This window comes from Streptomyces sp. NPDC102279, assembly GCF_044766365.1.
Lineage (GTDB): Bacteria > Actinomycetota > Actinomycetes > Streptomycetales > Streptomycetaceae > Streptomyces.
The window spans coordinates 38,853-56,398 of record NZ_JBIWLU010000019.1; the positions used below are offsets into that span (position 1 = coordinate 38,853).

18 protein-coding genes are annotated in these 17,546 nt (G+C 69.8%); 10 read left to right on the forward strand and 8 right to left on the reverse strand.

Annotated features, from left to right (window positions below; translation table 11 throughout):
* Positions 1–551 precede the first annotated feature (551 nt).
* On the reverse strand, positions 552–1,670 hold the full coding sequence (locus ACIRQH_RS37200; protein WP_404229527.1) for an FAD-dependent oxidoreductase: 1,119 nt from the start codon (positions 1,668–1,670) through the stop codon (positions 552–554).
* A gap of 272 nt (positions 1,671–1,942) precedes the next feature.
* On the opposite strand from ACIRQH_RS37200, the gene ACIRQH_RS37205 reads away from it, so the two are divergent.
* Complete coding sequence (locus ACIRQH_RS37205; RefSeq protein ID WP_404229529.1) at positions 1,943–3,031, forward strand: AI-2E family transporter; 1,089 nt, start codon at positions 1,943–1,945, stop codon at positions 3,029–3,031.
* 60 nt (positions 3,032–3,091) lie between these two features.
* Here the strand turns inward: ACIRQH_RS37205 and ACIRQH_RS37210 are convergent, their stop codons facing one another.
* The 3 genes from ACIRQH_RS37210 to ACIRQH_RS37220 form a co-directional block, all read right to left on the reverse strand.
* Positions 3,092–4,162, reverse strand: coding sequence for a biotin/lipoate A/B protein ligase family protein (locus ACIRQH_RS37210; RefSeq protein WP_404229532.1), 1,071 nt, complete (start codon positions 4,160–4,162; stop codon positions 3,092–3,094).
* A 109-nt stretch (positions 4,163–4,271) separates the two neighbouring features.
* Positions 4,272–4,937: a lysophospholipid acyltransferase family protein gene (locus tag ACIRQH_RS37215; RefSeq protein ID WP_404229714.1), complete on the reverse strand. Its 666-nt coding sequence runs from the start codon at positions 4,935–4,937 to the stop codon at positions 4,272–4,274.
* 307 nt (positions 4,938–5,244) lie between these two features.
* Positions 5,245–5,637: a DUF6193 family natural product biosynthesis protein gene (locus tag ACIRQH_RS37220; RefSeq protein ID WP_404229534.1), complete on the reverse strand. Its 393-nt coding sequence runs from the start codon at positions 5,635–5,637 to the stop codon at positions 5,245–5,247.
* Positions 5,638–5,840: 203 nt separating this feature from the next.
* On the opposite strand from ACIRQH_RS37220, the gene ACIRQH_RS37225 reads away from it, so the two are divergent.
* On the forward strand, positions 5,841–6,059 hold the full coding sequence (locus ACIRQH_RS37225) for a hypothetical protein (protein WP_404229537.1): 219 nt from the start codon (positions 5,841–5,843) through the stop codon (positions 6,057–6,059).
* A 50-nt stretch (positions 6,060–6,109) separates the two neighbouring features.
* Here ACIRQH_RS37225 and ACIRQH_RS37230 read toward each other — a convergent pair whose 3' ends face one another.
* On the reverse strand, positions 6,110–7,060 hold the full coding sequence (locus tag ACIRQH_RS37230) for a pyridoxamine 5'-phosphate oxidase family protein (RefSeq protein WP_404229539.1): 951 nt from the start codon (positions 7,058–7,060) through the stop codon (positions 6,110–6,112).
* A 306-nt stretch (positions 7,061–7,366) separates the two neighbouring features.
* Here ACIRQH_RS37230 and ACIRQH_RS37235 point away from each other — a divergent pair, with 306 nt between their 5' ends.
* The gene (locus tag ACIRQH_RS37235; RefSeq protein WP_404229542.1) at positions 7,367–8,212 is read left to right on the forward strand and encodes a CGNR zinc finger domain-containing protein; all 846 of its coding nucleotides are present in this window, start codon (positions 7,367–7,369) and stop codon (positions 8,210–8,212) included.
* 4 nt (positions 8,213–8,216) lie between these two features.
* Complete coding sequence (locus tag ACIRQH_RS37240) at positions 8,217–8,843, forward strand: TMEM175 family protein (RefSeq protein ID WP_388935014.1); 627 nt, start codon at positions 8,217–8,219, stop codon at positions 8,841–8,843.
* An 81-nt stretch (positions 8,844–8,924) separates the two neighbouring features.
* Here the strand turns inward: ACIRQH_RS37240 and ACIRQH_RS37245 are convergent, their stop codons facing one another.
* Positions 8,925–9,416 carry a hemerythrin domain-containing protein gene (locus ACIRQH_RS37245; protein ID WP_388935016.1) on the reverse strand — a complete coding sequence of 164 codons (492 nt, stop codon included), beginning with the start codon at positions 9,414–9,416 and terminating at the stop codon, positions 8,925–8,927.
* 282 nt (positions 9,417–9,698) lie between these two features.
* Positions 9,699–10,532, reverse strand: coding sequence for a DUF6597 domain-containing transcriptional factor (locus ACIRQH_RS37250; protein WP_404229546.1), 834 nt, complete (start codon positions 10,530–10,532; stop codon positions 9,699–9,701).
* A 92-nt stretch (positions 10,533–10,624) separates the two neighbouring features.
* Between ACIRQH_RS37250 and ACIRQH_RS37255 the strand changes: the two genes are divergently transcribed.
* The gene (locus tag ACIRQH_RS37255; protein ID WP_404229549.1) at positions 10,625–11,233 is read left to right on the forward strand and encodes a TIGR03086 family metal-binding protein; all 609 of its coding nucleotides are present in this window, start codon (positions 10,625–10,627) and stop codon (positions 11,231–11,233) included.
* 144 nt (positions 11,234–11,377) lie between these two features.
* Positions 11,378–11,785 (forward strand): DUF2809 domain-containing protein, encoded by a 408-nt coding sequence (locus ACIRQH_RS37260; RefSeq protein ID WP_404229552.1) that lies wholly within the window; start codon positions 11,378–11,380, stop codon positions 11,783–11,785.
* A 214-nt stretch (positions 11,786–11,999) separates the two neighbouring features.
* Here the strand turns inward: ACIRQH_RS37260 and ACIRQH_RS37265 are convergent, their stop codons facing one another.
* Positions 12,000–12,560, reverse strand: coding sequence for a helix-turn-helix domain-containing protein (locus ACIRQH_RS37265; RefSeq protein ID WP_358817711.1), 561 nt, complete (start codon positions 12,558–12,560; stop codon positions 12,000–12,002).
* A 161-nt stretch (positions 12,561–12,721) separates the two neighbouring features.
* Between ACIRQH_RS37265 and ACIRQH_RS37270 the strand changes: the two genes are divergently transcribed.
* From ACIRQH_RS37270 to ACIRQH_RS37285, 4 genes are all read left to right on the forward strand, one after another.
* Positions 12,722–13,630 carry an NmrA family NAD(P)-binding protein gene (locus ACIRQH_RS37270; RefSeq protein ID WP_404229555.1) on the forward strand — a complete coding sequence of 303 codons (909 nt, stop codon included), beginning with the start codon at positions 12,722–12,724 and terminating at the stop codon, positions 13,628–13,630.
* Positions 13,631–14,067: 437 nt separating this feature from the next.
* Positions 14,068–15,168, forward strand: coding sequence for an LLM class flavin-dependent oxidoreductase (locus tag ACIRQH_RS37275; RefSeq protein ID WP_404229557.1), 1,101 nt, complete (start codon positions 14,068–14,070; stop codon positions 15,166–15,168).
* Positions 15,165–16,565, forward strand: a complete 1,401-nt coding sequence (locus ACIRQH_RS37280) for an NtaA/DmoA family FMN-dependent monooxygenase (RefSeq protein ID WP_404229560.1) — start codon at positions 15,165–15,167, stop codon at positions 16,563–16,565. The genes ACIRQH_RS37275 and ACIRQH_RS37280 overlap by 4 nt, the downstream gene beginning before the upstream one ends.
* 198 nt (positions 16,566–16,763) lie before the next feature.
* The gene (locus ACIRQH_RS37285) at positions 16,764–17,426 is read left to right on the forward strand and encodes an HAD family hydrolase (protein WP_404229563.1); all 663 of its coding nucleotides are present in this window, start codon (positions 16,764–16,766) and stop codon (positions 17,424–17,426) included.
* The last annotated feature ends 120 nt before the right edge of the window (positions 17,427–17,546 follow it).

The following is a 17,546-nucleotide window of genomic DNA, read 5'->3' on the forward strand; positions in this document are numbered from 1 at the left end:
ATGCCCCTTGGGCCTAGAGAAGTCGGCGACATTAACTCGATGCGATGATCACGGTCGCCCGATGTTTGCCCGGGTGACGACGGAACTCGGCCCCCTTTGCGCAGGCCGTGCCCTCGTGGCGCGACGCCGGTGCGTCGCAGGGTGCCCGACGTGACGTACCAGGTCATCGGGCATGTTCGGACGGTCGCGGTGGCTCTCCCCTACCGAGGCCGTCCGTCGGCGTCACGGCACACCACGCTTCACGACGTCGAAATCCGGACAGGAGTCGGCGCGGAGGTTTGGTCGGGCAGTCGGCGAACACCGTCCGCAATGGCGGTCATGCTCGTCACGTCCTGCCAGTCCACCGGTCTTCGGGCGCGACGGGAAGACCTCGCACCGCCGCGGCCTGCCCATCCCGGCCGGTGCGGCGCCTCACAACTGGCGGGCGTGGAACCGACGTCAGGGCTGCGCGGCGCCCGGGTGAGGGCCGGCTGGGGGACGGTCAGGCCGAGGTCTGAGGAGGCCTCTCCTAGCTCACAGACACTCCAGCACGCTGTCGGTAGGCAGCCGGTTCAGGGACGGTCGAGCGTGAAGCGGTCCGGGCCAGGCTGGCCGTGGGTGAGGGCGGCTGCCAACTCGCCCAGAAGCGGGGCGAATTTGAAGGCGTGTCCGGAGCAGCCGCCCAAGACGGTGACGGGGCCCTGCCGGTCGGCGATGAAGTCGTGCTGCTTGGTCGTGGTGTAGAGGCAGGTGAGGGGTTCGGGCGCGGTGTGCTGCACGCCGGGCAACCAGCGTTCCGCGTAGGCGGCGAGGGCACGCAGTGTCTCGGGGTCGGGAGTACGGTCGCGGCGCTCGGGGTCGACGACCGGACCGATGCCGTGGAATCCGGCCTTCACACCGTCGATGCTGCCGAGCCCGTAGACCCCGTCCACGGTCGGGCCCACTGCCGGCAGTGCGGCGCCGGGATGGTGGATGAAACTGGGCCAGGACAACGGGTCGACGGCGGGGAAGTGCGCGGGCTGCTCCTGGGTGACGCGCAGCGCCGGAAGACTGCGAACGGGGCCGTCGGGCCCGTTGGCGAGCAGGCTGGCCGTCCAACTCCCGACGGCCACGATCGCTGCGTCCGCGCGTATGTCGTCCTGGCCTTCGATGCGCACTCGAACGCCTTCACCCTGGACGGACAGCTCACTGACGCGCGCTCCGTGCCGGATGTCGGCTCCGAGATCGCGCGCGGCCTGTTGGAATCCCGCTACCGATTCGTCGGCGTGCAGCCGCCCTGCCTCGGGGTGGTACAGGGCGCTGGTGTCGGCGCGCAGTCCGGGCCAGCGCTCGGCGACCTGTTCCGGGACGAGCCGTTCGGCCGGGCGTCCCAGACGGGTCAGACCTTCGTGCAGTGCCTCGATGACGGCGGCCGGGCCGTGGTCGACGGCGCCGGTGAGCGTGAGGATCCGGCGGCCGGTGGCCTCCTCGAGCTGCTGCCACAGTGGCAGCGCCCTCACGGTGAGGTCGGCATAGAAGGGGTCGGCGTATGCGAGGCGGAAGATGCGCGAGGTGCCGTAGGAACTGCCGCGGTCGTGGCCGGGCCAGAAGCGCTCCAGCAGGGTGACTTCATCGCCGCGTGCGGCGAGCCGCCACGCCGCCGCGGAGCCCATGGCTCCCCCGCCGACTACTACAACTCGACGAACAGACACTGCTGATGGCCCTTCGTAGTGGTTCCGCGATCCATCAGGAGTGTCAGCGTGCGTTGTGAGATGGGTTGCGTGGGCCGATTCTTGCAGGTGGTGTCGGCCTGGCTGCTCACCGGCCCGGCAACGCGGCGCGCATGGGGCCGACTGTTCAGGTCCGGGTGTATGCGGTCATGGTGCCCGTCATGCGCGCGAGGGGAAGCGGCGGAGGTGCGCTCCGGACGGCTTTCGGGGGCCGGGCTGATGGACCGTGCCCGGTGCGCCCATAGGGTGATGTCATGACTGCCCCCTTGAGTTCCACGAGAACACGTGCCGCCCTGCGGACGTCCGCACGTCTTTCGGTCGAGCTGCTGCTGATCCTCGTGATGGTTTGGGTGGCTCTGTGGGTCGTGGGGCAAATGTGGTCGGTGGTCTGGCCGTTGATCGTGGCGCTGTTCCTCACCACGTTGACATGGCCCTTCGCTCGATTCCTGCGTCGGCGCGGCTGGCCGCCGGCGCTTGCCGCCTCAGCCGTGACCGTGCTGTTCCTCATTGTTGCCCTGGGGGTAGTCGCCCTGATCGCGGTGCCAGTGGCCTCGCAGACCGGAGAGCTGACCGACGGAGTGGTGCAGGGCATTCACAAGGTGAGGGAGTGGGCGGCAGGTCCGCCTCTGAACATCGGTGACGATCAGATCTCGAAGGCCTCGGACGCCACGATCACCCGGATCCAGAACAGCGTGGGCAGCGTTGTCACCGCACTGGTCACGGGAGTGAGCACGCTTCTGAACGGTCTGGTCACCGCTGTTCTCGCCCTGTTCCTGATGTTCTTCTTCCTCAAGGACGGGCCCCGGTTCCTTCCTTGGCTGACCCGTCAGCTCCCCGGGCGACTGGCCACGGACATTCCGACGGTCGCTGAGCGGAGCTGGGAGACTCTCAGCGCGTTCGTGCGTTCCCAGGCGCTCGTCGGCCTGCTGGACGCCGTGCTCATCGGCGCCGGCCTGTGGATTCTCGGGGTTCCGCTGGTGCTTCCGTTGGCTGTGCTGACTTTCGTGACCGCGTTCGTCCCGATCGTGGGCGCGGTCTTCGCCGGCTTCGTCGCCGTCCTCATCGCCCTGGTGTCGAACGGCCTGACCGACGCACTGATCATGCTGGTGATCATCCTGGTGGTGCAGCAACTGGAGGGGAACGTCTTCCAGCCGATGATCCAGAGCCGCGGACTTGGCCTGCACGCCGCGGTGGTGCTGCTGGCGGTGACCCTCGGCGGGGCTCTGGCGGGTGTGGTCGGCAGCCTGCTCGCCGTACCCGCGGCGGCACTCGTCGCGGTGATCTGGAACTACCTGCGCGAACAACTCACCGAGGTGACACCGCTTCCGGACCCGGAAGCCTGACCGGCGACCAGAACGGCGGCGGCGTCGGAGCACGGCAGCGACCACCACCGCAGCCCTTCGTCAGGAGACGCGGGCGGTCCACTCAGGCGAGGTGAACTTCGTACGCGCCAGCTCCTGCGCGCGAGCCAGTTCCTCGTCGGTCACCTTCCCGTCGGCAAGTCCGTTCCGGAGACGGAACGAGTCGATCATCCGCTCGATGACGGCCTCTCGTGGAAGGCCGGTCTGCCTACGGAGCGGGTCGACGCGCTTCTTCGCGCTCTTCGTGCCCTTGTCGGACAGCTTCTCCCGGCCGATGCGCAGCACATCGAGCATCTTGTCGGCGTCGATGTCGTAGGCCATGGTCACGTGGTGCAGTACGGCACCGGGGCCACCGTCCGGCCCTACGATCCGTTTCTGAGCGGCTCCCGCGATCTTGCCCTGGTCGGTGGCGATGTCGTTGAGCGGCTGGTACCAGGCAGTGATGCCGATGTCACCGAGCGCTCCGAGCACCCAGTCGTCGAGATAGGCGTAGCTGTCCTGGAAGGACAGCCCCTGAACGAGCGCGTCCGGGACCGAGAGCGAGTACGTGATCGTATTCCCCGGCTCCACGAACATCGCCCCGCCACCCGAGATGCGGCGCACCACGTCGATGCCGTGTCGCCGGGCACCCTCGGAGTCGACCTCGTTGCGCAGGGACTGGAAGCTGCCGATGATCACCGCCGGGGACGCCCACTCCCACACTCTGAGTGTCGGGGGCCGGCGTCCCGCAGCGACTTCGGCGGTGAGGACCTCGTCCAGGGCCATGTGCAGAGCGGGAGCCTGCGGCCCTTCGTGGATCAGCTGCCATTCGTAGTCCGTCCAGTCGGTGGCGTGCGCCAGCGCTCGTCGCACCGCGATGGCGACGCCCTCCGAAGTGAGCCCGTACATGACGGTGCCCTCGGGAAGGGCCGCGTCGATCCGCGCGGTCAGACCGGCCGCGTCGGTGTCGACGGGTGCGCCGTCAAGGGCGTGGTTCACCGCGTCGAGTGCCTCGTCCGGCTCGAGGAAGAAGTCTCCGGCGACTCGCGTGTTCTGCAGGACGCCGGCCGCTCCGTCGACGTCCACATCCACCACGACCAGCTTGCCGCCGGGAACCTTGTACTCACCGTGCACGATGTCCGCCTTTCTCGACTGCTGGAATCAGCGCCCTGGGAAGCGCTGATGTTCCCACCTGCGCGACGAGGACCCGGGCGATCGGCACACGGTCTGATGCCGGGCTGAGCTATGCGGCCAGCGCGGCAGGATCACCGAGGTGCGCGGCCGCCGTCCTCCACGCGGTGGTCACCGCGGTGCGGGCCCGCGCCGTGCGTACGGTGTTGTTGTCGCCGGCAAGCACGATCGGGGCGCCGACGTGGACATGCAGGTCGGGCCGGCGCAGCGGCGCTGTGACGAGACCGGCGATCTGCTTGATCGTGCCGCCCGACGTGACGCGGCGGGCACCGGCCTGGCCGACGGGCACGACAGGGGCGCCGGTGAGCTCGGCGAGCCGCGCCAGACCGGTACGGAAGTCGCCGGGAGCCGCCTCCGCGGCGTCCTTGCGGCGGGGCAGGCCGCCTTCGGCGTAGATGAGGACGAGTCGGCCCCGCTGAAGGGCCTGGGCCGCGAGGTCGAGTGCACCGGCAGCCCGCCGGTCGCGCCGGTGAACGGGGACGTGCCCCTCGCGGGTGAGAACTCGGCCGAGGACCGGGATGTGCCACAGCCCCGCGGTGGCCATGATGACCGGCGTGACGCCGAGGCGATGCAGGGCGGCCATCACGATGGCGGGGTCCGCGAGGGAGCTGTGGTTCGCGGCGACGATGCTGCCCGGCGCGAACTCCGCTCCGGGGTCGCAGGTCACGGACAGCCGTCCGACGGCGGGTACCAGGGCATGGGCGGCGCGGCTGAGCATGAGCGGGCTCCCGGTCTCGACGACGGTCAACCTCATCGTCGGTTCTCGTCACGGCCGGGGCATGAGCTGCCGTACTCATCTTCTGGACTGCGGCCTCGGTTCAGTTCGCTCAGGGGGACGGATCTGCCCGCTGAGCAACCGGATCGCAGGGGTGGACTGAAGAGATCCCGCATGCCCGTCCGTAACACGTGGCTCAGGGGCTGTCGCCATGCCTGGTTGAACGGGCGACGGGGAGCGCGGCGGTGCCATGACCGACGTACGCCAGGGGCCGTCGATGCGGCCTGTGCTCCCCCGTCGAGCCTCTTCTTCAGCCTCTGCCCGTCTGCTGAGTGGTGGCTTCGTGGGCTGCGAGCTCTTCGGGTGTGCCGATGAAGGCGGGGCCACAGTCGGCCGGCAGACGCTGGATCACCATGGCGACGGCATTTTTGGCTGTCGCCGCTGGGCCCACTGTCTCGTTGCGCAAGGGGCCGGAGACCCAGTAGCCCTCGGCATCGGGCATGACGTAGGGGATGTCCCACGTCCATCTGGATTCGGTGCAGCGGCTGAGGTGCAGTTCGCCCATGCTGACCCAGGGGAAGAGCTGCCGCAGACGGGGTTCCGCGTATGCCGCGTCCAACAGCTCCGCCCGTACGCGACCGTCGTCACGTATTTTCTGCCAGCCTGCTTCAACGACGGCGTCGGCCTCTGCATCTCGGCTCATGAGCCCATCATGCGCGAGGAACGCGACCGACCGGGGTCAATCTGTTCCGCGGCGTTGGTCAGGCTATTCGGCGCGGGCCCGCGGACTGCTCGCTCGCGGTGAGGCGAAGCGCGACGCCCACGGCCTTGGTAGTCGCGTGCGGCGGCCGGGAATGGGAACAGGGCGTGGGGGCAAATGCCGGAAACGACGGTGGGAGGCTACGAGTGGGCGAGCAGCACGCGCGCGACTGGACGCGCATGACCCCGGACGACTTCGATCGGGACGCGCCGCTACGCCGGGACGACGCCGGTGTGGCCGCCGTGCCGGCCGTGCCCGATGAGTGCGGTACGGCGCCGCTGTTCGGTGATGAGAGAGCCGCACCGCCCGCCCGGAGCACAGACCGCGGTCGAGCCCCGATCGTCGATCAGCCGCGGTTGTTCTGACCGCCTGGGTGCAGAGGACCCTGGAGGCATGTGAGCCCGCACCGAGCGGTTCATCGCGGCGAGGCAGGTCGGCCGGTCAGTGGTGGATTGTCGGGGGCCGCGGCGACGGAGTCCGCCTGCACCGGGAGCAGGTGCCCGGCCACCAGGTGCCGCGGGGTGAAACGGACGCGGCGGCCGGTGTGGTCGTCGTCGCCGGGAGCACCGGGGTCGGTCCATTCCACGGCGGCGCGGCCGGACAGATGCAGGGTGCGGCCGGTGGCGAAGTCACAGAAGAGCAGGGCGGTTTCGGGGTCTGCTTCGATGTTGCCGAGGGTGTTGAACATGTTATTGCCCGAGTAGTCGGGCCACCAAAGGTGCCCGTCCTCGACGCGGACGAATCCCGGCGACCCGCCGCGGTGCGAAGCGTCGTTGCCGCGCGCGGGGTGCGTGGTGCCGACCAGGAGGGTGTCGGACAGGCTGATCAGGTGGGCGTCCTCCGGTGCCAGAGCGCTTGCGTGCCGGACGGGCTCCGCGCCGTGGACCGGGAGGTCTGCGACATGGAGGTGCCGCCTCTGGATGTACTGGGGACAGTTGCCGTACGCCTGCTGCACGTCGATGCGCAGTCCGTCGGTGTCCGCGCCCGACAGCTCCCCGTTGATGCGCAGGCGCCGACGGGTGGCGAACTCGACCACGATCAGTCCGACCGGCTGTCGCGCCGGGAGGTGTCGAAGCGGATCGCCCTCGACGGGCAGCGCTCGCACTTCCAGAGCGGTCGGCGACGCGACGTCCAGGAAGCCGGCCGAGCCGGTGAGCGGAGAGATCCACAGTGTGCCGCGCTCGTCGCGTGCGGTGATCGCCGCGAAGGTCCTGTCCTCCAGGAACCGGACAATTCCGCCGCCCAGCTGTGCGGGGGCCAGCATGCCCGCGAGCCGGGACGCGTCCCGCGTCACGCCGGCCCGGTGCTGCACGGCCAGTTCACCTTCGTGGAACCTTGCCACGGGCTTGCGCGCCGGGGTGGTCATCCTTCTTCCCTTCCGCAGACGGGCACGGGTGCGCGGCGGACCGTCACTCGCGCCGGCTACCGGTCTCGACGAGTCGGCTTCAGCTCACGCCGACGAACTGTGCAGGCGCCTGCACCTCTGCTCGATCGGCGACCGCGCACGTCCGCCAAGCAGGACCGACCAGCCCCTCAGAGCGTGCTCTTACCCCCGAGCCGATCTAACGCTTGTCGGTCACTCCAACCATTAGAACCATCCTGGCACGCGACCCTCGACATGTCAACGGATGAGGCCTCCTGCAACCATTAGAACCGCGATAGTCTCGATTCCATGGACACCAGCGCACCCCTTCTGGGCGAGCCCCTCCCCGTGGAGTTGATGAACACCGTCTGGGCCGACCGGGACGGGGTGTACGACGCGCTGATCGATGCCGCCGGCACCAGAGCGTGGCTGCAGGCCGTCGCCCCCCGAACGGATCTGATGACGCCGGACGATGTCGCCGCGCTCCCGTCGTCCGCTCTTGAGCAACTCGGCGGCCGGCTGACCGATCTTCGTGACGCTCTGCGTCGACTGGCCGCGGAAGCCACCGAGGACACACGCACGGCAGCCACCACTGGCGCCGGCGATTTGCAGGGAGCAGTCGCTCAGCTCAACCGAACCGCCGGCGACACACCCCACTGGTCCGCCCTCTCCTGGACGTCGGGCCGGCAGCCCTCCCGGCACCTCCGGGCCGAGGGGGAGGCGGCGGCAGCAGCCATCTCCGCCATCGCCGACGAAGCGATCACCCTCTTCAGTCAGGACACCCGGCACCAGCTACGCGCCTGCCTGGGTCCAGGATGCGTCCTGTACTTCCTCAAGAACCATCCCCGCAGGGAGTGGTGCTCTGCGGGCTGCGGCAACCGCGCCCGTTCCGCCCGCCACTACCAGCGCCACCGCCGAGCCACCGCCGAGCCACCGCCTGACGAATACACGGCGCATCACCAACCACCCGGCCAGACATCGATCACCCCCACCACCCAGGGCACAGGCAGGCCGCATCCGGCGTCCGAACACGGGCGCCCACCGCACCCGGCAGACGACCCGCGCTCGACGCCGTCCCGCCCAACTGCGCTGGGGTGGGCTCCGCTCCCTCCGGGAGCGGCGCGGCGGGAACGATCCGTCCTGGTCGTACCGTGAGCCCATGACGGATGCGAGCGCAGAGGCAACGTCCCAGGTCGACACGGAGCGGTTGGTGACGCTGTCCGACGGCATCTACGCCATCGCCATGACCTTGCTCGTCCTTGATCTGCGCATCCCTCAACACCTCGATGGCGAAGCGTTCCAGGAGGCGCTGCGTTCGACGTGGCCCAACCTCGGTTCTGCCGCCCTGAGCTTCGCCGTACTCGCCGGATTCTGGCGCGACCAGCGACGCATCCTCGCGCCGCTGTCCGCCGTCTCTCCTCTGGTCACGCGGCTCACCCTTCTCGGGCTCGGCCTGGCCGCCGTACTGCCCTACCCCACCACGCTGCTTGCCGAATACGCGTCACACCCGCAGACCATCGCGCTCTACGCCGGCACCATCGCGGCGGTGGACGCCGTGCACGTCACGGTCCTGCTGCTCACCCGCCGACAGACGCATCCGTCACCCGACGCTCCCGCGTCCGCGGCACGCCGCGCGTTCACCGCGCAACTCGTCTCCAGCACGGTCGTCTTCACGGTGTCGATCGCCGTCGCCTTCTACGACACCAACATCGCGATGCTGACATGGTTCGCTCTGGTTCCGGCCCACCACTTCATCGCCTACCGCAGTCGGGCCGGAAAACTCTGAACAACCGGGGCTCCCGCTGCCGCATCCGCGAGGGGGCCATCGGCCCGGGCGTGCTGACGTCCCAGCCAGATCCGGGGATGGTCACCCCCGCACGATGGCCCGCACAGAGTCGACACTCCCGCAGTCCGCTGCCAGGTGCTTCTCGCGCTCCTGAAGGAAGGCAGCGCCCAGCTCCGTACGACGCTCGTCGGGAACGTTCTCGCGGGCGTCGTTGAGGATGGTCCGTTCTTCCTCGTCGAGGTGGTGCGAAACCGCTTTCGCCAGGGCCTCGAGGCGGGTGTCCCAGGTGTCGGACCCGACCTCGGACACCTCCAGGAGCGCCAGCAGAGCTGCGTTCCCTTCGTGATGCTCCTCGGCGCCGTGCTCGACCTCCTCGTTGTCGACGTCCTTGAACCGCTTCAGTGCGCCGTACACCTGAGACTCTTCGGCCTCCCCATGGGCGATGAGCAGGGCCGAGAACTGTTCGAGCGCCTTCGCGCGGTCCGATTCCACGCTCCGCATCCGGCGGAGGAGGTCTTCCATGCGACGGTGGTCCTTGAGGATCACTGCGACGACATCGTGCTCGGCGGTCATGGTGTTCTCCTTGCTTGGTACGGCTGTTGCGCGCGGGGCCGGGCTGCGGGGTCTACGTGGCGAGCCTGGACCACGACATGGGCGTGGGCAGCGGACTCGCCGGGCCAGGTGGCCGCCGTTCGGCGGAGCAGCCGGCTCCCAACCCCGCTACGAGATCCGCCTGGCAAGCCCCGCGTACCCGTAATCAGCGAGAGCAAGGGGGGAAGGGTGAGGCGGAGCCGGTGAGCAACGACGCCGCCCGACTCCACTTGATGCTCGTGGAGTTACGCTCGCCCGTGATGCCTAGAAGCGCTCCGGTCCGCTCGGGTACGCCGTCGGGGGGACCCCTACGGTTGCGTGGAAGTCCCTGACGAGATGGGCCTGGTCGGCGTAGCCCAGGTCGGCGGCGAGGGCGGGCCAGTCGACGTCGTCCCGGCGGCCGGCCGTCTCCATGGCCTCGTGGATGCGGTAGCGCAGCACGCACCATTTGGGGCTGACGCCGACGTATGCGGTGAACAGACGCTGCAGCGAGCGCACTGACAGGCCCTCTTCGCGGGCGAGGTCGGCGACTCGGCGGACGCCGTGGCGCGGGTCGCGGATGCGGGCGACGAGCCGGCGGGCCAGTTCGGCCCGAGGGTCGGGGGCGGCCGGGGCCAGAGTGAGCAGGTAGGCGTCCAGTGCGGCAACGCGGTCGCGGTCGTCGGCGGGGCCGAGGATGGCGGCCGGGTCGGCAGCCTCCGGGAACGCCTCCTCGTACGCCACCACCTGACCCGTCCAGTCGGCGACCGGCACGTCCGGGGCGAAGGGCCGGAAGGCCCCGGGCCGGAACTTCGCCCCACAGACCCGGCCGCGCCCGTGCAGCTTGCGGGTGTAGAGGCCGGGGGCGCTGACCCCGGTCAGTTCCCCGTAGGGCGGCCCCTGGCCTTCCTCCCACTGGAAGGTGAGGTTCACGCATGGGTGCGGGAGGACGTGCGAGGCATACGGAACCGGCAGGTCCCAGTCGATCAGCCAGTACGTCTCCACGTACGGGCGCAGGACCGCGGCGGGCTCGTGCCGGCGGAACCGTACGCGGGTGAGGAGCGCGGAGGGGTCGACGATTCCTCGGGTGTTCCGAGGCTGCTCGTCATGGGCGGACATGCCGGGATCGTACGGGGGGGGCGAGGCCGGCGAGGTGGCGACTGGCGCGTTTGTTCAAGACGGCGCCGGCGTGTCGTCCGTACGGTCGGGGCATGGACGTGAACAAGCACAACAACAGTATTGGTGAGCTGCTCGACATGGCGGTGGCGCGGGCCGTGCCGGTGGTCGTCGCCCTCACGGACGCGGACCTCGACCGTCCCACCCCGTGTTCGCAGTACGACGTGAAGGGGCTGCTCAACCATCTGCTCCACGTCGTGGTGGAGTTTCAGAAGCTGACGGCGAAGAAGGGGGCGGACTGCACGAAGACGCCGGACCGGGTGGGTTCGGGGCCCGACTGGCGTGAGCGTTTCGCGACCGAGGCTCGTGCCCTGGCGGCGGCGTGGTCGCGGCCGGGCGCCGAGGACGGCCTGACCGGCGCGATGAACATGCCCGCCCGGCTCGTCGGCTCGATGGCGTTGCTCGATATGACGGTCCACGCCTGGGACTTGGCACAGGCCACCGGACAGCAGTACCCGGGCGACGCGGATCTCACACTTGTCGTCGCCCAACTGGACCCGACTGTAGCTGAGTTGGGGGATTCGGCTCGCTCCATGGGGATGTTCGGTACCGCGGTAGAAGTCCCCGCAGACGCCCCTCCCCTGGTCCGCCTCATCGCGGCAACGGGCCGCGACCCGTACGCAACGGCCCGACACACGACGTGACCGAGGGCAGCTGGTGAGCTTCTCCCTCCCGCGAACGTCAGCTCCGGCAAACGCACTTGGGTCGAGCGAATCCGGTGAGGCACCGGATCGCGACCTGGTTCCGCTACCTTTGCGGACTTGGGCCGAATCTGGGAGGTGCCGGTGATGAGCAGGCGATGGCGGGCTGTCGGTCTAGCGGTGGCGACCGTCGTGGCGGGTCTCGGCATCAGGTCGCAGACGGGCGGGGCTTTCGCGAAGTGCGCGGGAGACGCTCTCTACACGGTGCCGGTGTGCGCCGTCGTGGTCTTGGTGGCACCTCGCCTGCGGCCGGCTGTCGCGGCCGGCGCGGCGCTGGGGTTCAGCTGGGCCGTGGAGCTGTGGCAGATCGCAGGGATCCCGACCGCTCTGCACCCGCTCTTCGGTTCGACTTTCAACGCACCCGATCTGTTCTGGTACGTCGTGGGCGCATTCCTGGGGTGGTGCCTCATCTTGGGAGGGCGGCGCGACGGGCACGTGCGTACGGCCGATCCTGACGCCGCGGCCGAGGAGGTCTCCTCGGTCCGGTCACGGTGAAATCCGGCCGGACATCTCCCGGGCACGACTCACCCAAGCCACCCACCGGTGGAGGACGCGGGATCGTGCGACCACCGGCCTGCGAACGTCTGAGCCCCAGTACGCCACGACCGTCGTCCACCCTCGGCCAGCCGCGCCACTGCCGCCTCCAAGCCGTAGCCGGCTACGGGGCGTGGACCGTCTCGCATGCCGGGCTCGCCGCGCCCCGGCTCCCTCACGTCTGAGGACTGACTCCCCGCACCGTCAAGGCCAGTAGCCGACTCGCCTCGGCGGCAGGATCCGGATGGCGTTCCGTGGCGAGGGCGATGCCTGTGACCAGGGAGATCAGGTCGGCGGTGGTGACGTCGGGCGCCACAGCGCCGGCCTGGGCGGCTCGATGCAGGAGAGGGTCGACCGCGCCACCGAGCCGCGCCGAGCAGGCATTCACGTGGTCCGCGTCTGCCGTCCCGTCCTGGAGCAGCGCGTCGGCCATGCCGCGCGCCGAGGTGGCGTACGCGGTGAGCGCGTTCAGCCAGTCGAGCAGTGCCGCTCGGGCGTCGTCGGCACCGGACAGGTCCTCGGCCCGGGTGCACAGGGCCTGGATCCGCTCGCTGAACACCGCCTCCAGCAGGGCTCGCCGGCTCGGGAAATGGCGGCGCACAGTGGCCGATCCGACTCCGGCCGTGCGGGCGATCTGCTCCAGGGAGGCATCGGCACCATGCGTGGCGACCTCTTCCTCGGCCACGGCAAGGATCCGGGCGTAGTTGCGCCGGGCATCTGCGCGCCGGACCGACATGGCGTTACCTCCGAGCTTGCTAAGTGGCGGGGCCCTCCGTATCGTACACATGGCCAGAAACGGCGGGCCCCGTCGTTTCGCTCGGATGCCGCAGCCGGCCCGTCCGGCTCACGCCCAGGCGCACGAAGATCACCCCCGCGACGAACACCCCGAGGAGCAGCATGACCACAGAGTCCGCCCCCGCCCTGGTCGTCGGTGCCACTGGCCAGCAGGGCGGAGCCACCGCCCGCGCGCTCCTCGCGGCCGGCATTCCCGTCCGGGCGTTGGTCCGCAACCCCTCGACAGCCCGGGCAAAGGCCGTCGAGGCACTCGGCGCCGAACTGTTCACCGGCGACCTCGACGATCGCGCGTCGGTGAGCCGGGCGGCGACGGGAGTGCGTTCCGTGTTCTCCGTCCAGATGCCCGACATGGGCGGCCGCGGGTTCGAGGGCGAGGTCGCACAGGCGGTCAACCTGATCACGGGTGCGCGGGACGCGGGTGTCCCGCAGTTCGTGCACACCTCCGTGTCCGGCGCGGGGCAGCACGTCAGCTGGGTCAAGGGGCCTTGGGCCTGGATGGAGCCGTACTACACGGCCAAGGCCGGGATCCAGGACCGGGTCCGTGAAGCGGGTTTCGCACAGTGGACACTCATCAAACCTGGCTTCTTCATGGAGAACTTCCGCCCCTCGGCGCAGATCATGTTCCCTCGCGGGGTCGAGGGCGGTCTGGTGAGTCTGCTGAAACCCGCGACCCGGCTGTCACTGATCGCCGTCGACGACATCGGCACGGCAGCCGCCGCGGCCATCGCGGCGCCCGAGCGGTTCGACCGCGTCGAGCTCGAACTCGCGGGCGACTGCCTGACGATGACGGATATCGCCGCGGTCCTCTCCCAAACCCTGGGCATCGAACTGACGGCACCTGACATGACCGCGGAGGAGGCGACCGCTGCCGGGATGCCCGACATGGGCTTCGGACAGGCCCACATCAACGAACATTCCCAGCCGGCACGCCCCGAGTTCGCGCGTGACCTCGGTCTGCCGCTCACGCGTTTCGAGGTCTGGGCACGAGACCATCTGCGCGACATCGTGTGACGCCGACCGGGCGCGGTCGTCCGTCACTGCGCCAGGCCGACTGATCACCGGGCGGCGAACACAACCGGCTCCCACAGTTCGCGGACCGGGCGGGCGGCTCCTCGACCAGGTATGCCCGGGCCCTCGCCACGTTGGCCACGGGGTCCTCGGCCGCCGCGGGGTGGATACACCCGAGCCTTCCACCAGTGCTCTTGACACCCGTATCAGCGGACGACGTACGGTGAGCCTGCACGTTCCGAACGGGTGGAGGCCCTCGATGCACGTACCTTGCGCGGCGCCCCACGGTGCTCGCACGGGTACGCGTCTGATCACCCGGCGGCACGTCGACTACTGCCGCACCTCTTCCGCGGTCTGTCCTTCCGTACACGTCTGACTCCCCCCGCCGCCCTGCCGTGCCCTGGCGGCCGCCTGCTCACGTGTACTCGGAAGGATCACCCATGTCCGGCTCCGCCCTGCACCTCGCCGTCGAACTCGACGGCGACGGCGCCCATCCCGCGGCCTGGCGCCGCGCCGCCCACTCCCCCGATCACCTCCTCAGCCCACGGCGTGTGGCCGGCGTCGCCGCCGTGGCCGAGAATGCCGGGTTCACACTGATCACCCTGGACGACGCCACTCTGCCGCCCGGGGTCTCACCCAACCCGGTGGGCCGCGTCGGCGCGGTGGAGCGGGCCGCCTTCGTCGCGGCGTCCACGACCACGATCGGTGTCGCACCAGTCGTAGCGGTCACCTACGCCGAGCCCTTCCACGTGTCCAGCCAGTTGGCGTCCCTGGACCACATCTCCGTGGGCCGGGCCGGCTGGGTGGTGGCGGAGGAGGACCGCCCCGAGGCGGCCCGTGCCTGGGGGCGGCCGGAGGTGTCCGGTCCGGCCGCACGCGCCCGGGAATCCCGCGACGGAGTGGAGGTCGCCCGCGCCCTGTGGGACTCATGGGAGGACGACGCGGTCATCCGGTCCGTGGCCACCAGCCGCTACCTCGACCGCGAGCGGCTCCATTACATCGACTTCACCGGGGAGTCGTACGCGGTAAAAGGGCCGGCCATCGTGCCACGGCCGCCGCAGGGGCAACTCGTCGTTTTCGGCCGACCGGACTCGGTTCCCGCCGCACAACTCGACGTCGCGCTCGTGACCGGCCGCGACCTCGCGTCCATCGGCAGCGCCGCAGCTTCCGCCGGCACCCCCCTTGTCCTCGCCGACGTCGAGGTGGCGCTCGACACACCGAACGCCACCGGCGCAGAGCGTGTCGCCGATCTGGAGCGGTACGGCCCGTGGACCGACCATGGGCGCCTGCGGCTTACCGGGACGGCCGATCACCTGGTTTCACTGCTGGTCGAGCTGAGCGCTGTCGTCGACGGCGTACGGCTACACCCGCTGGTGATCGACGAGGACCTGCCCGTCCTCTCCCAGCTCGTCCTGCCCGCACTCAGCGCCCGGCGCCTCAACACCCGGCCCCTGCCCGGTGCGTCCCTGCGCTCGACCCTGGGCCTGGAACGTCCCGCCAACCGCTTCGCCGCCGCGGCCGTCCAGGAGGAAGCCCGATGACCCGCACCGATCCGCTCGACGTCCCCCGCCCGGATGCCCAGCTCCACTTCGGGGTCTTCTTCCAAGGCGTCAATCACTGGACCATCTGGTCAGCGCCCGACAGCGGCTCCCAGATCGACCCCGCCTCCTTCCGCCAAGTCGCCCAGACCGCGGAACGGGGCCTGTTCGACGCGTTCTTCCTCGGTGAGGGACTGCGACTGCGTGAGGTCGACGGCCTCATCCACGACCTCGACGTGGCCGGACGGCCGGATGCGATCACCCAACTCGCCGCCCTTGCCGCCGTGACCCGGCGAATCGGCCTGGTGAGCACCTCCAACTCCACCTTCAACGAACCCGCCGATCTCGCCCGCCGCCTGTCCGGCCTCGACCTGCTCTCCGAAGGCCGCGCCGGCTGGAACGTGGTGACCACCGACAACGCCTGGACCGGTGCCAACTTCCGTCGCGGCGGCTACCTCGACCACGCCGACCGGTACCGGCGCGCCGAGGAGTTCCTGACCGTGGCCCGCGCGCTCTGGGACGGCTGGGAGGACGAAGCTGTCGCCGGTTCCAGCGGTGCACCCGCCTGGTCGGCGCCCCCCGCCGTGCACCGCGTACGCCACCAAGGAGCGCAGTTCGACGTCGAACTCGCACCGACCCTGCCGCGCAGCAGCCAGGGACACCCCGTCATCTTCCAGGCCGGCGACTCGGGTGAGGGACGCGACTTCGCCGCCCGCAACGCCGACGTCATCTTCTCCGCCCACGGCTCCGACTTCGACGACGCACTGGCCTTCGCCGAGGACATCCGCCGCCGACTGCGCGCCGTGGGGCGGCCCGACGACGACGTACGCATTCTGCCCGGCACCGAGATCATCATCGGCGACACCGAAGCCGAGGCGCTGGAGAAGAAGCGCTGGATTCGACGGCAACAGGTCACTCCGGCAACGGCGTTGGGCATCGTCGGAGCGCTCTGGGGCATCGACCTGTCCGACCGCGATGCCGACGGACCACTGCCCAAGGAGGACCCGGTCGTCAACGAGAACGACGGCTCCTTCGGCTCCCGGCGGATCGCCGATCCACGGGCGGTCGTGGCCGAATGGCGCGCCAAGGCCGAGGCCAACGGTTGGTCGCTGCGCGAGGCCGTCATCCATCTCGGTCCGCAGCGCGGCCACGTCGGCACGCCGTCCGGCCTGGCCGACAAGTTCACTCGCTTCGTCCGGCACGGCGCCGTCGACGGCTTCAACGTCACCCCGTACCTGATCCCGAACGGCCTCGACGACATCGTCGACCTGCTCATCCCGGAGCTCCAAGAACGCGGCGTCTATCGCACCGAGTACACCGGCACGACGCTGCGCGAGCACCTCAGCCTGCGCGAGCCCCTCACCCGGCGTGCCGCAAGCGAACAGCGGCAGGCGGGCTGACCGTCCTGTAAGTGAGCGGTGGCTCGACGATGTGGAGCGTCGGCGAGCCACCGGGACGCTGTCATCGCCGCCCTCCGCCTTCGGCAACCGCTGAACGGCGCTCTCTTCACCTGAGGTGGCGGAAAGCCGCCGGTGCGCGTATCGGGATCACGTGAGCCCCCGATCCCGTGTCTCCCGATCCGGTGACATCCTTGGCCCGTGTTCTCCTCCGATCATGTGGGCGCCGTGTTCTTCGATGTCGATGGCACTCTCGTTCCAGGCACGAGTTCGTCGGTCTTTCTGGCTGGGTTCCTTGGCCATCGGGACGGCCTGGTCAAGGCCGAGGACTCCTATGCCTCGGGTGAACTGGACAACCGGCACGTCTCCGAGCTGGACGCCAAGGGCTGGGCGGGCGTGCCCGAAGAACAGGTCGCTCGCCGGCTCGACGACCTTCCCTTGGTCTCGGGCATCACGGAAACCGTGAGCTGGTGCCGGCGAAACGGGTTGGTGCCCGTCCTGGCAACTCTCGCCTGGTCGCCGGTCGGCAGCCATCTCACCGACCGCTTCGGCTTCCACGCGTTCTGTGGACCCCGACTGGAGACCGCCGGCAACCGGTTCACGGGACGCGTCGCCCGCCACTTCGACGAGTACGACAAGCGAGATTTCGCCCTAGCACAGGCCCGTGAACTGGGGTTGGCTCCCCGCTCGTGCGGAGCCGTCGGAGACAGCCGCTCCGACCTGCCGCTGTTCGCATCCGTCGGCGTGAGCGTGGCATTCAACGCCTCGGCAGGAGCACGGGCGGCGGCGACCGTCACGGTGGACGACGACGACCTGCGCGGTGCGCTCCCCGCATTGAGCCGACTGGTCACAGCCACTCAATGACGGCCGCGGGCCGACGCCCTTCCATGTTCCTTGTGCCGCACCCCATGGCGCCCGGGCCGTGTTGTGCTCCGGACGGGACTTCGGCGCGCGGCCACCGTGTGAACCGCGGGTCGTGCGGTG

What these genes read in the sequence shown, in the direction of transcription:
- ACIRQH_RS37205 (WP_404229529.1), top strand. Translation starts at nt 1,943, where the DNA reads ATGACTGCCCCCTTGAGTTCCACGAGAACACGTGCCGCCCTGCGGACG.
- ACIRQH_RS37215 (WP_404229714.1), bottom strand. Translation starts at nt 4,937, where the DNA reads ATGCTCAGCCGCGCCGCCCATGCCCTGGTACCCGCCGTCGGACGGCTG.
- ACIRQH_RS37220 (WP_404229534.1), bottom strand. Translation starts at nt 5,637, where the DNA reads ATGAGCCGAGATGCAGAGGCCGACGCCGTCGTTGAAGCAGGCTGGCAG.
- ACIRQH_RS37230 (WP_404229539.1), bottom strand. Translation starts at nt 7,060, where the DNA reads ATGACCACCCCGGCGCGCAAGCCCGTGGCAAGGTTCCACGAAGGTGAA.
- ACIRQH_RS37235 (WP_404229542.1), top strand. Translation starts at nt 7,367, where the DNA reads ATGGACACCAGCGCACCCCTTCTGGGCGAGCCCCTCCCCGTGGAGTTG.
- ACIRQH_RS37240 (WP_388935014.1), top strand. Translation starts at nt 8,217, where the DNA reads ATGACGGATGCGAGCGCAGAGGCAACGTCCCAGGTCGACACGGAGCGG.
- ACIRQH_RS37245 (WP_388935016.1), bottom strand. Translation starts at nt 9,416, where the DNA reads ATGACCGCCGAGCACGATGTCGTCGCAGTGATCCTCAAGGACCACCGT.
- ACIRQH_RS37250 (WP_404229546.1), bottom strand. Translation starts at nt 10,532, where the DNA reads ATGTCCGCCCATGACGAGCAGCCTCGGAACACCCGAGGAATCGTCGAC.
- ACIRQH_RS37255 (WP_404229549.1), top strand. Translation starts at nt 10,625, where the DNA reads ATGGACGTGAACAAGCACAACAACAGTATTGGTGAGCTGCTCGACATG.
- ACIRQH_RS37260 (WP_404229552.1), top strand. Translation starts at nt 11,378, where the DNA reads ATGAGCAGGCGATGGCGGGCTGTCGGTCTAGCGGTGGCGACCGTCGTG.
- ACIRQH_RS37265 (WP_358817711.1), bottom strand. Translation starts at nt 12,560, where the DNA reads ATGTCGGTCCGGCGCGCAGATGCCCGGCGCAACTACGCCCGGATCCTT.
- ACIRQH_RS37270 (WP_404229555.1), top strand. Translation starts at nt 12,722, where the DNA reads ATGACCACAGAGTCCGCCCCCGCCCTGGTCGTCGGTGCCACTGGCCAG.
- ACIRQH_RS37275 (WP_404229557.1), top strand. Translation starts at nt 14,068, where the DNA reads ATGTCCGGCTCCGCCCTGCACCTCGCCGTCGAACTCGACGGCGACGGC.
- ACIRQH_RS37280 (WP_404229560.1), top strand. Translation starts at nt 15,165, where the DNA reads ATGACCCGCACCGATCCGCTCGACGTCCCCCGCCCGGATGCCCAGCTC.